The 13,396-nt window shown below is 56.4% G+C and carries 3 protein-coding genes; all 3 read right to left on the bottom strand.

All coding sequences use genetic code 11. The features are described from left to right. Window position 1: 1 nt before the first annotated feature. The 3 genes from ACQQ2Q_RS15485 to ACQQ2Q_RS15475 are packed head-to-tail and all read right to left on the bottom strand — an operon-like array spanning window position 2 to window position 12,587. Window positions 2–2,551 carry a condensation domain-containing protein gene (locus tag ACQQ2Q_RS15485; RefSeq protein ID WP_428188014.1) on the bottom strand — a complete coding sequence of 850 codons (2,550 nt, stop codon included), beginning with the start codon at window positions 2,549–2,551 and terminating at the stop codon, window positions 2–4. Continuing rightward, the gene (locus ACQQ2Q_RS15480) at window positions 2,551–10,671 is read right to left on the bottom strand and encodes an amino acid adenylation domain-containing protein (protein WP_428188013.1); all 8,121 of its coding nucleotides are present in this window, start codon (window positions 10,669–10,671) and stop codon (window positions 2,551–2,553) included. The genes ACQQ2Q_RS15485 and ACQQ2Q_RS15480 overlap by 1 nt, the downstream gene beginning before the upstream one ends. After that, complete coding sequence (locus tag ACQQ2Q_RS15475) at window positions 10,668–12,587, bottom strand: non-ribosomal peptide synthetase (RefSeq protein ID WP_428188012.1); 1,920 nt, start codon at window positions 12,585–12,587, stop codon at window positions 10,668–10,670. The genes ACQQ2Q_RS15480 and ACQQ2Q_RS15475 overlap by 4 nt, the downstream gene beginning before the upstream one ends. Window positions 12,588–13,396 lie beyond the last annotated feature (809 nt).

Genomic DNA, 13,396 nt, shown 5'->3' with positions numbered 1-13,396 from the left:
GTCAGGCGCGCTCTGCGAGCAAACGGCTTTCGATGACCGCAGCCAACTTATGCACGCCCCCCATGTTGAGGGAATCCTCATGCCAGCCTTCTAGGTCGATGACCTTTGCATCTCCCACTAAGGTGGCCTCCCATCCGAAACACGATGTCTTCGCCCAAGCCGGGCTGGCTTGGCTTCGGAACAAAGCAAGTTCACCGCTTGATTGCGGGCAATAAGATTGCGCCGCCCGCGCGAGAAAGTCGATCACTCGAGTGGTCGTGACTTCGTCAGGAGTGACCCTCACCGCGTCAAAGCCAAGCATAGTCAAAAACTGCCTCGTAATTCTGAATTCCTTCAGGAACCGGAGCGGCTTTATGCCGCGGCCGAGCAGTTTCCGAGTGAAATAAGACATTCGCCTCACTCTCCGTTCGATATGCATAAGTCGCCGGCGTGACCGTGGTATCGGCAGGAAGTAGCCTGGAGCCCAAGAATCGATCATGGCGGTCAAGCCAACATCCACGCCGGCAGCGCGCAGTTGCCGAGCAACCTCCATGGCTAGAACGCCGTTTACGCAAAGTCCCACGAGTGAGACGCGTCCGCTGTGGGCATCGACGTTCATCGCCTCGACGACCTGACGGGCGACGGTTTCGAGGGATTTGGCTCCCGTCGTCTCTTCTGCAGACGATCCGAACATGTTGATGTTGTAAACTGATACCTTGCTGTCGAGGACGTTGGCGAGCCGATGGTAGTGGAATGGATGGTTCAGCGTATAAACAGTGCTCGTACCCGTCCCGATCCTGTAGGGGGTAACACTCCAAGGGCTGGAACCAGAGGCAGCTCGGGGTAGTTTTCTGGTGGCACTAGTGTCGATAATAGACTGGGCAAACCCCGTGAGGGTCGGCGCTTTGAAAAGATCGGAAAGGCTCAAATGCATGCCAAAACTATCTCGCGCGCGCGAAATCATGCGTACAGCCGCCAAGGAATGGCCGCCAAGTGCAAAGAAGTTTTCATTCGGAGCAACAATGCTCAGGTCCAGTACCTCCGCCCAGATCTCAGTGACGCGCCGCCGGATGTTCTCTTCACTCGCCATCTCACTGTTTTGCGACAGATCGCTCCTCGTCAATTCAGATACTTCTTGAGCCTGATTGATTTGGGTGCGTATAAAAGGTTCAGCAGTTGTCCTCGGTAGGGTTGACGTCTTGCCCTCTATCAACGAAGCGTTGCGGACGAGTGGCCCAGTCGGATCGTCAAGCACCTCATCGTAAACCTCTTGCCAAAGTTCTAGCATTCGATTCATCCGTTTCTCATCATAGAGATCGGTGTTATATTCAATCGACATTCGCCAGCCAGATGGCCTTCCGACCATGCTGAAACTGATATCATATATTGCGCCAGGCGATTGGGATGGGGCACTGATCAGTTCAAAGGACCCATAGCGGCGATCCTCAAGAAAGGCCTTTGACTGATTGAAATTCACCGAAACCAGTGGTGTGCGCGACTGATCGCGTACCGGGTTAAGCAACTCCACTAGTTTGTTGAATGGCATCTGCTGGTGGTTGACCGCCGCCATCACCGCCTCGGCAGACCTCTTGAGGTGGTTCTCAAACGTACATTGGGGCTCCACCGGAAGTCGCATCACGAGATTGTTTATGAATACCCCAATCATAGGTTCCAGATCCGAATGCGCGCGCCCCGCAATCTGGGTGTCGAACATGATGTCGGTCATTCCTGTAAAGCGATGAAGCACGACGCTAATGATACTGGCGCCATAAGCATAAAGAGAAACACGGTGATCCCGTGCTGCTTTCTGGAGCCTGTCGCCAAAATCCTTTGGCTTCACAACAGCAATGATCTTGCTGTTGGTACTCCTGACGGTTGGACGAGGGAAGTCCGTCGGCAACTCAAAATAGGGAGCGCCGTTGAGCCAGGCTTTCCAAAAATCCGCTTCGACAGTAAAACCGTGACTTGACATGTATTCGTTTTGCCACAGGGCGAAATCCCCATATTGCAGAGGCAGTTGCGGAAGTTCAAGCGCGCGGTCTTCATCGATGGCCGATGCGATTTCACCCAATTCGCGGCCTAGCACGCGGATCGACCAACCGTCGAAACAAATGTGGTGCGCCGTGATCAGAATAAAGGCCCGCTTACTCTCCACCATAAGCAGTGTAACGCGGAAGAGACCGCCGCGTGCGAGGTCGAAAGGCGCGGAAGCCGTCTCCTGACCGATCGACGAAATGCGTTGCTCGCGTTGGTCAGCTGGCATGTGACGCAAGTCGATGACCGACATTTTGAATTCGACGGAATCTAGAACCTGTTGATAGGGGCTTCCATGCCGCTCAACGAAGCGCGTGCGCAGAATTTCGTGGCGCTGGATGATTTTCCGGAAAGCGGCTTCGATCGTTGCCGGCCGGAAGGTGCCACGTATCTCCCACTGGACAGCGACATTGAGTGAGGGGTTTCCGGGCTGAAACTGGTCCAAAACCCAGAAACGTAACTGAGTCTGCGTGCAGGGAAATTCGCCAATTATCTTTGTATCGGTCTGCGAAAATTCGGTGTGTTCAGACTGGCTCATTACACGCCCTCGATCCGGCGACGAGCGCCATTACGGAAACTTGCTAAAGACGGGATCTGGTAGACAACATTATCAGTCTCGGGAGCGTCCTCCTGTTCTTCCGCATAGGCGGCCAGTTCGGCAATCGATGGATGACGCAGCAGGTGCTTGGCTTCAAGCGGCAGACCCGCATCCAGCATCCGCGCGGCGATACGGAAGATAACCAACGAATCCGCACCGAGCGAATAGAGATTGTCCTCAACCCCGAGCGTGTCGACATCGAGCACGCTCTTCCAGATGGTCCAAAGCGTCTCTTCCATAGTGGTCCGCGGCTTGATCTTGGACGCGGCTTCCCCCACATCGACGGTGCGGCGAATGTCGCGTGCCTCCAATGTCTTGCGATCCAGTTTTCCATTTCCTGTCTGTGGCAGCTCGTTTTCAAGGGTCCAGATGCTCGGCACCATATAGGCTGGCAACTGCGCGCGAACCTGCTTGGCAAGTTCAATACTGTCAGCAGCCGGTGTTCCAGGCTCAGCAACGAAGTAGCAGACCAGGACCAGATCGCCCTTGCCGTTGCGCGCGCCGACCACTGCACATTGGCTCATTCCAGGAACCTGGGAAATGACGGCTTCTATATCGCCCAGTTCGATGCGGAAACCGCGCAGCTTGACCTGATTATCGCGCCGGCCGAGCAATTTGAGCGACCCATCGTCCAGACGCTTGCCAAGATCACCCGTTTTGTAGAGCCGTTGGATCGCTCCGGTTCCGATATCGTGCGATACGAAGGCTGCCTCGGTGAGGTCCGATCGATCAAAATAACCCTGGGCGAGGCCGTCACCACCAATATAAAGTTCCCCTGTGACGCCCGGAGGAACGAGCCTGCCTTCGCGATCGAGGATGTGCAGCTGCGTATTGGCAATAGGGTGGCCGATTGTGATCGGTGCGTCAGGGTCTGCAATGCGCGCGACGGAAGACCAGATGGTGGTCTCGGTCGGGCCATACATGTTCCATAGCTCGCCCTGCATACCGGCAAGCGTAACGGCGAGTGCCTTTGGCAAAGCTTCCCCGCCGCACAGTTTCTTCAGGTTGGTCGTGCCGTCGAGACCGGCCTCGACCAGCATTTGCCAGAGTGTCGGCGTTGCCTGCACAATTGTGGCTCCGCTCTCCTTAATCAGGCGAACCAACCCAAAGCCGTCTTCCACCTGGGCGCGATCCGCAATCACGACACTGCCACCGGAGATCAGGGGCAGATAGAGTTCCAACCCGGCAATATCGAAAGAGATCGTCGTAACCGCGACCAGAATGTCATCGGTAGTAAAACCGGGCTCCCTCGCTATCGACTGGAGGAAATTCGTCAGGGCCCGGTGAGAGATTGCGACACCCTTCGGCGCGCCGGTCGAGCCGGAAGTGAATATCACATAGGCGGTCGTCTCGGTATCGGAGGGCAATGTCTCCAGCTCGGCTTCCGGCAAAGCGGCAATGCTTGCTGCCTCCTTATCCAGACGAACCGTCACCATTCCGCCGTCTGCCAGCGCTGCGCCGCTATCGCTGTCGCAGACCAAGGCCGCCGGCCGCGCTGTGACCAGAGTCTGGCGAAGCCGTGACACCGGATGTCCCGGATCGAGCGGCACATAGGCATGCCCGGCCTTCATGATGCCGAGTAATGCGACAAGCATGTCGAGCGAGCGGTCGACCAGGAGCGCGATACGCTCTCCCTGTCCAGGCAGAATTGAGGCCAGATGTCGCGCGAACTGATTTGAGCGCTGGTCAAGTTCACCATAGGTGATCGATTGACCGGAATGTTGCGCGGCAATCGATTGCGGGAACTCTCTCGCCTTTGCGGAGAAAAGTGAAAAGGTAAACTTGTCGCTGTCATATGCGGCTGCGCTCTGGTTGAGCTCCTCTGTCAGCCACATCTTCTCGCTCGGCGACAGCAGTTCAAAATCTGCCACGGGGTGCTTCATGTCTTCCGCCAGTGCCGTGACAAGGGTGACCAGATGGCCGATCCAACGGTCGACTGTCGACCGGTCAAGCACATCGGCGTTATAATCGACATCGATGCGAACACCGTTTGCGCTCTCGATCATGTTGAAGAACATATCGAAGTTCGAGAACGACTTGGCATTTGGTACGATAACGGCGTCAAGCCCCGTAAAATCGGCATTCGCGGCGATACGCTCCAGGTTGAACTGGATGCCCGTCAATGGCAGCCGCCGTGGGTCCCGTTTGACGCCCAGCGTCTTAACGAGGGTACCGTAAGTGTAGTCCTGATGCTCGAAGGCCTTCAGAACCAGCTGCTGGGTCGCCTTTAGATGGTTCTCGAAAGGTGCGGACATATCGACTGTCTGGCGGAGCGGCAGCAGATTGACGCAGTGTCCGACCAGGATCCTGTCGTCGAGAAGGCTCTGGCCGGCCGAAGGGATGGCAATCACCACATCGTCCTGGCCGGATAGACGGGCGATCATGACCTGGAGTGCGGCCAGCATTGTCGAGAACAGTGTGGCACCAGAGCGGGCACCGCGCTTCTTGATCTGCTTGTAGACCTCTGCCGGAATATTGGCAGTGCAGGTCCCCCCCGCAAAGGTCCGCTGGTCCGGATAGGGCCGATCAAATGGCATGTCGGGCAGTTCCGGCAGTTCCTTGTATTGTTCCTGCCAGAAGCGGGCAGTTTCGCGACTGACATCAGCGCTTGGTGCATACTTGCTCGCATACTCCGCAAATGACAGAGCTGGCTCGAATGTCGCCGTCTCTCCGTTCATTGCACTGGAATACGCCGCTGACAGTTCGTTGATGATGACGTTCAGCGACCAGCCGTCGCAGATGATGTGATGTGCCGTGAACACGAACACGTGCCTGTTGTCGCCCATACGGACCAATTGCGCCCTGGCCAGTGGACCCTCGACCAGATCGAAGGGTGTCATTGCGTCGCGTTCGATCAGATCAGCCAGGGCTGCCTGCGCATCTCGTTCGGCCGCAAGATCCACGAATTCTACCGGCAAGTCGAAATCTGGAATGAAGCGGAACCTCTCACCATTGCGATCAAAGCGGATTTGTAAGGCATCATGGCGATCCACGACGGTCTTCAGTGAGGCCAGGAAGATCCCCTCGTCGAGAGGGCCATCCAAAGCAAGCGACAGCGACTCGTTGAAAGAGCAGGATGCTTCATCTCCGGCCTGCGCCGCCAGCCAGATTTCAATTTGCGCTTCCGTCAATAAAGCACTCTCGGGCCGCTCGCTTACCTCAGCAACCGACTCCGTTGGGGCGCCATCTGAGGAGACGTCGGCAAGCTGGACCTCACCCGTCGGAGAAAGGATCCCAACGCACTGCAAAGCATCAACGGCATCACGGAATGCCCTGGCGATAGTTTTGAAGTCGTCTTCACTGTGGGCGGTCGTTAGAAAGCAGGGATAGCCGTCTTGAATATGGATCCCGTTCATCCTGAGATAGGGGTAGATCAGGCCTCCCAGTGGATCCTGATTGCTGAAATCAGTCACGAACCAGCTCTTGTATCCCCTGAGGCACGGTGCGATCCCCCGCTTGGCAAGCTCACCATTGATCTCGTCGACGAGAGCTTCAGTCCGCGGTGCGACGCGGCTGTAAAGTGCTGCACCCTCGCCGTTGATGTGATTGAGAACGGCCCGTGCTGCGGCCAGTACAACGGGATGGCGAACGAATGTGCCGGCAAAGAAAGTCGGAACCACGCTCGGCACGGAGTCGTCACCATAGGCCCAACGGCCTCCGTCGAGAGCGTCCATGAACCGGCTGGTGCCTGCCAGGACCCCGATTGGCATGCCACCGCCAACGACCTTGCCATAGGTGGCCATATCGCCCTGAATGCCCCAAATGGCTTGCATGCCGCCGGGATCGACGCGGAAACCGGTGACGACTTCATCGAAGACCAGCGCGAATTCCGCGTCGGTCGCTATCTTACGCAGAGCGCCCACGAATTCCCGGGGACGAAGCTCCGGATGTCTGCTCTGGATCGGTTCGATGATAACTGCCGCCAGATCCTGTGCATTGGCACGAACCCAGTCGAGGCTCTCCTCGCTGCCGTAAGGCAGGACGATCATGTTGCCGACGGAGCCGGACGGAATGCCGGCAGCGATCGGCAGTGCAACGGGCTCTTTTGTTCTCGCCCGACCCTTGACCAATACCTCGTCAAACTGACCGTGATAGTCATTGGCAAAGACGACGATGCGGTCGCGACCAGTGACGGCACGGGCCAGACGCATGGCTGCCATAACAGCCTCGGAACCCGTGTTGCAGAAGGTAATACGCTCGTGTCCGGTCATGGCACCGATTAGGTCCGCAACTTCGCCCGCCAGCAACGTTTGCGGACCGATAGCAAAGCCTGCGTCCATCTGTTCCTTCATCGCCTCGACAACAAAGTCGGGTGCATGCCCGAATGCCGTTTGGCCGAAACCATTGACGAGATCGATATACTCGTGGCCATCGACATCCCAAATGCGCGAACCCTTTGAGCGATCGGAGACCACGGGGAAGATCATCTCTTTCCACTCGGTCCGGAAGCCCGATGCGGTTCGAGGATCGGCCAATCGTGCGCGATGTTTTTGCGTATAGTCCTTTGAATTCTTGTTTCTGTTTGAATAAGCGAGGATCAGATCGTTGATGAAGGCTTCCTTTTGCGGCGTTAGTTCCGTCTTTACCTTCATTGCTCCTTGCTGATACCGGGTATAACGCTCCCCACCAATCTCGGCGACACTGTCGCCGGCAGCAGATATTAAAGCAGACATCTCGACATTTCCCGGAGGGTTGCCGACCGCAACCGAGGTCTTCGCAGCAACCGGAATAGGATCTGACGTTGACGGCAATGTATGGGGTGCCCCCTGCAACAATTGGATTTGTTGGGAAAACAGGTTCTGAGCCAAAGCCAGCTGGGACTGCAGCAATGCTTCAAGGCTACCATCGACCGAAGCCCCTGATGCAACAGTTTTGGGAAGGCCCATCGCCGGCAAAACTGGCGTCTGTACAGCGGCTATTGATGTCTGAGGCACAGGCTGGACAACCGGAGCGACAGGAGCCTGAGCAGCCGGGTCCGGCGGCAAAACAGTGTCGAGATACCGGGCAAGCGCAGCAATCGAAGGAATATTGCTTAACAATTCCCTGAACGAAATCTTGACGCCATATTGCTTGTCAATCTTCTGCGCAAACTGACCAATGAACAACGAATCGAAACCGAGTTCGAGGAAGCTGTCACTTCGGTTGCTGGCATCGATCGGCTCACCGGACATGTCGCCAAGCAGCGTCAGGAGCGAAGTCTCCAATGCCACGGTACGATCTGCGATTGTAATGGAGCTAATAGCGTTCATCGTTTCCAACCCATTTTCAAATAGAGGTTCGCTCTTGATAGTGTCCGTCGCGGCAGTTGCTTCCGCCATCGAGGCCGCCAGTGCGCGACGCACAGATGCTGGAGCGTCGATCCAATGCCGCTGACGCTGGAATGGATAGGTCGGCAGCGGCAGGATCCGTTGCTGCTCCACCGGCAGGCCAGGCCATGGCAGAACGCAGCCGGCAGCCCAGACCCGGCCATGAGCTTCCGCCAAGAAGCGCTCGGCGGCATGAGCGTTATCGTGTTCTGGAAGCGACTGGACGATGGCGCCGAGTTCACCGCGACCGATCGTCTGCGCAGCGAAGACCGAGAGCGTCCTGCCGGGACCGACCTCAATCAGGATCGGGCTTTGTCCTTGGCATAGTGTCGTTAAGCCGTCGGAAAAGCGCACAGGCTCGCGGCAGTGCCTCGACCAATAATCGGGCGAAGAACCCAATTCATCATTCTGCCAGCCGCCCGTTACGCATGAAATGTAGGGGATGGTGGCGCGTCCGTAGGTGACCTTGGCGGCCACATCGCGCAGTGCATCAATGCAGGGCTCCATCATGGCCGAATGAAACGCATGCGAGGTGTGCAAACGGCTGAAGGCGATCCCACCTTCTTCCAGAGCCAAGGAAAGTGCCTCAATATCGTCAATCGGCCCGGAGGCAACACAGAGTCTCGGTGCATTGATTGCCGCGATCTCTGCGCTACCTTTCAGGTATTCGCGCAATGTGTCGGGGGCCGCCCGAACGGAAAGCATGGCACCGGGTGCCTGATTCTGCATCAATTGCCCACGTGTGGCCACCAGCGTGAGTGCATCCTCGAACGAAATAACATTTGCCAACGTTGCTGCAACGAACTCGCCGACGCTATGGCCGATCATCGCATCGGGTTGCAGCCCTCTGCTGATCCACAGTTGGGCCAGGGCATATTCGACCAGATAGAGGCATGGCTGTGCAATCCGGGTCTCTCGCTGCTCTGCAGCCATGTGACTGCTCACGGAACCGCTATGACAAATGTAATCCCGCAGATCTATCCTGAAGCGCATTTGCAGAAGTTCGGTGCCGCGATCGATCCACCGGGCGAATTCCGGTTCGCTTTTGTACAGAGCCGCACCCATTCCAACATATTGCGATCCTTGCCCGGGGAACATGAAAACGACCGGTGGTGGCCGGTCTTCTGCAACGTGAGTTGCAACCGTTTCCGAACGCAGCTGCTCAACGGCACCGGCTGTTGACGTCGCCGAAATTGCCATTCGGGTGTTGAAATTGTGGCGCCCCTGCAATGTTCTAGCCACCTTCAGCAGGGAAGCATCGTCGTTCTCTTCCAGATAAGTTGCGAGATTGTTGCGCATCTCTGACAGCGCGGCGTCCGAGCGGGCAGAAAGGGGTAGGATGAGGGGCCCAAAAAAATCGTATCCGGTGTTCTCTTTAACTTCCGGCGACTCCTCCAAGACCACATGGATATTGGTGCCGCCAACGCCGAAGGCACTGACACCAGCCCGTCGCAGCGAGGGGCCTTCAGGCCAATCTCTGGTTTCACTGGGAATGTAGAATCGAGTGTCTTCCAGCTCGATCCTGCGATTTGGCGTCTTGTAATTGGGCATGGCCGGGATTTTGCGGTGATGGAGTGCCATCGTCGCCTTGATAAGGCCTGCTACCCCGGCAGCGGCATCGAGGTGCCCAACCGTACCCTTCAGTGATCCCAGGGCACAGGCGTCCCGTTGCTCGCTCGCTTCAGAGAAGGCATTTGTTAGCCCTGAAAACTCTATGGGATCTCCAAGAGGAGTCGCCGTTCCGTGGCATTCGATATAGCCAATGGTCGATGGATCTATGCCGGCATGGGCCAAGGCTGCGCTGATCGCTTCGGCCTGCCCCTCCGCGCTTGGGGCAGTAAATCCGATCTTGTCGGAACCGTCATTGTTTACGGCGTAACCCCGGATCACCGAATAGATAACGTCGCCGTCCTTGATTGCGTCTTCGAGGCGCTTGAGCAGCACGACGCCGGCGCCGCTGCCAAACACCGTTCCTGATGCTTCCGCGTCGAAGGGACGGCAGATGCCGTCGCGGGAGACCATTCCTCCTTCTTGATACATGTACCCGCGCTTCTGGGGCATTGTAATCGACACGCCGCCAGCCAAGGCCATGTCGCAGCTATAGGTGAGGAGGTTTTGACATGCCTGCGAAACGGCCAGTAGCGAAGTGGAGCAGGCAGATAGGAGCGTGAAAGCCGGTCCGCGCAGGCCCAATTTATAAGCGACCCTGGTCGCCAGAACATCGCTGATCGAGCCAATCAACTGATTGTAGCATCCGATCTGGTAGTGTGAGGTCAATTCCTCAACTGCGGCACGATCCGGCGTAACGTTATTGAGCAGATAGGTCGGAACGGAACAACCGGCGAACACACCAACGGCACCTGGGCTGTGGTATGGGTCGTAGCCCGCTATTTCCAAGGCTTCCCAGCATAATTCCAGGAAGATCCTGTGCTGGGGATCCGTCAGTGCGGCCTCACGGGCGAACATGCCGAAGAACTCCGCGTCAAACTTGTCGGCATCATCAAGATGCGGCCGGCACGCTACGTAGTCGGGCGACGCCCGCTCTTCATCCGTGAAACTGTCCTCGAGTTCATCTGCCGAGAATATCCGGAAGGCGTTGCCGCCGCGTTCCACCATTTGCCATAAAGCATCAACACTTGGTGCGCCCGGAAAACGCCCCGACATACCTATTATGGCTATACCATCGGGCAGATAATCGCTGTCTATCCCCGCGTTGACCGAGTCAAGTTTCGACAGGTTTTCCTCCTCTCTCATGGAGTGCTCCGGCGAAACTGAGACATGGTCTTGCGTTGGACTGCTGGCCGCTGATCTGATGTCTTTGAGCGCGGCATGCTCGGTGTGGTTCCATCCAGGAAGCTCGCCATATCTCGAACCGTCGGATGCTTGAAAAATGCCAGAACCTCGCAGCGCTGCCCCAACTCGGCTTCCAGCGCAGCATGCACCCGCATCAATTGAAGCGAAGTGCCACCCAGGTCGAAGAAATTGCGATCAATCGGGATAGCATCCAGTCCCAAGGCCTCGCGCCACAGGCGGATCAAAATCTCTTCACTACGGCTCTCGGGAATTGCTGGTTTTATCTCCTCGGCCGGTGGCATAGGCAGTTTCGAACGATCGATCTTTCCCACCTGTGTCAACGGAAACACGTCAAGAACCATCGCCGCGCTCGGGATCATATAAGCGGGCAGCGTATTGCGCAGACGTTCCATCACGGCCGGCACAAGATTGGTGTTGAACAGGTCCTGGGGATCGCTTGGCCGCAGATAGGCTACGATCCGCTTGATTCCATTATGCTCGTGGCATTCTACCAACGCTTCGAGGAGGCGCGGGTGACGGCGCAACGCCGCTTCAATCTCTTCAAGCTCGATCCGTTTGCCATTGATTTTGACTTGACGATCCCGGCGCCCCCGGAAATGAAAGAGGCCGTCGCTGTCAACAATGCCAAGGTCGCCGGTCAGATAGCAACGCAGGGGGCCGTCATCTGTCTCGATTGTGACAAAACGTTCGTCCGTAAGATCGGGCCGATTGAAATAGCCGAGTGCCAGTCCGTCACCTGCAATCACAATCTGGCCTTCAACGCCGGGCGGTAAGATTTGCATGTCGTCATCGAGCAGGAAAACATCGGTATGAGCGATAGGCTTTCCGATAGGTAAGTCCGTACTCGAGAACTTCGGCGGCACCGCATAGGTCGTCGCGATGCAGGCGGCTTCTGTTGGACCATAGACGTTAATGAGGGTGCAATTCGGATAAGCCGCCAGAAAGCGACTCACATGGGCCGCAGACGCAACCTCTCCGCCAAAATTGGCTTGGCGCAGGCTCGGCAGATCGCCAGCAGCGTGATCTGCAAACAGATTAAACAGCGCAGTTGTGAACGTGATGATGGCAATGTCGTGGACGCGGATTAGATCAAGGATATCCGTGAGCGAATAGTTCGCCTTCGGCATGACCACCAGCGTGCTTCTGTTCAAAAGCGCTCCCCATATGTCCAGGGTGGAGGCGTCGAATGAAATTGTGGTGGAGTGCAAAACCTTTTCGCCCGGGCGATAATCTATGTAATTTTGTTCAAGCACTAACCTGGTGATGCCACGATGCGGTACGGCTACTCCTTTCGGGCGGCCAGTGGAGCCGGAGGTGTACATGACATAGGCAAGGTCTGCCCCGGTCGACGCGGGTTGCGTGCTGACGTCACCCGGCTCAAGCGTCGGGAGCAGCCTTGGAAGGTCGACCACCCGACTGCCAGGGGGAGTGAGCGCCGCCAGGTCCAGGTCCTGGCCGGCGTCCGTGAAGATTATCTTGGGACGACATTCGTCCAGGACATACTGAAGGTGGTCCAACGGATAAGCTGGGTCCATCGGCAGGTAGCCCGCTCCAGCCTTGAGTATGGCAAGTTTGGCGACGACGGTGGTTAAGGCGCGCGGTACCAGCAGACAGACGACATCGCCCTTTTTAACTCCACTTTGGATCAGATAACTGGCAAGCGCGTCGGAAAGGAGATCGAGCTCTCTATAAGTCAGCTGTGTGTCGCCGGAAATGATGGCGATAGTGTCGGGAGCGGAAAATGCATGCTGCCTGACGATATCCGGAACACTGCGCGTCCTATCGTAGCGGACTCCACCCGTTCGACCGTCCCGAGGGGTAAAATCCACGCCCTTAATATCCTGGAGTGCTCTCATCGGCTTCCCCGCTTCATCGCGTTTGCCCGACCACAGATCGCGATGCTCTATGCCCGCTTCCGCAAGTACGGTCTTTCCACGACAGCGATAGTTTCACACCGCCATAAAATGGAAAGTTGGTCATTGGGGTGAAATTGGCCGACCGGTCGCCCTAACGTCTAAGCCATTTGGCTAGGCTGCCCGCGCCTCAAGTGCGGGTTGCGTATGACTGGAGCCGCCAGGCTGACTGCATATGTCGACGATCAAGCACGGACTGTGTGCGACATGGAACCAAAAGAGCTTTGTCTGATCTGATGCCCAGCGGTGACGACACCCTGTCGCTTTTACCGGCCAGCGAACGCGCATGAAGCTCGACGATTGGGATCAGGCGCTGGGGGACCATGCTGCTATGTCTAGAGGCACCGACAAGCTGGCTTGAAGGTGTGGGTCGCCGCAAATTGGCTCTAAAATCTGCATTTTCAGCGAAGTCTGTGCCGGTCATCTGGGCGAGCAAAGTGAATAGAATATTACGCTCAGCAGGCAAAATGACAGGCCTCTACATCTTACATTTCACTGATTTTTCAAATCTTCTGAAAAGCATCCAAAATTGATGTTGAAAAATTCTATGCAGAGCGACGTTTTACTGAAGAAATTTCAATACATTGGCAGGAAATCAATCTTCGTGATCGAAACGCAAGGATCACTCCCGTTCGTACGATGCAGCTGCGTCATGTTATTCCCCATAAACAATGAGAAATTCTGAGCAACAAAACTTAGAAAATTCGTATTTCGTGACAGTAAATGGAATCCATATAGAATGCGAAGAGAAA

It is taken from the genome of Agrobacterium sp. ES01 (assembly GCF_050320885.1).
GTDB lineage: Bacteria > Pseudomonadota > Alphaproteobacteria > Rhizobiales > Rhizobiaceae > Allorhizobium.
Note: the sequence above shows the minus strand (reverse complement) of the source record. Positions and strands in the feature narration are given on the sequence as shown.

Bases quoted from the DNA above. Each gene is read 5' to 3' on its own strand.
- ACQQ2Q_RS15475 (WP_428188012.1), bottom strand. From the start codon at position 12,587: ATGAGAGCACTCCAGGATATTAAGGGCGTGGATTTTACCCCTCGGGAC.
- ACQQ2Q_RS15485 (WP_428188014.1), bottom strand. From the start codon at position 2,551: ATGAGCCAGTCTGAACACACCGAATTTTCGCAGACCGATACAAAGATA.
- ACQQ2Q_RS15480 (WP_428188013.1), bottom strand. From the start codon at position 10,671: ATGAGAGAGGAGGAAAACCTGTCGAAACTTGACTCGGTCAACGCGGGG.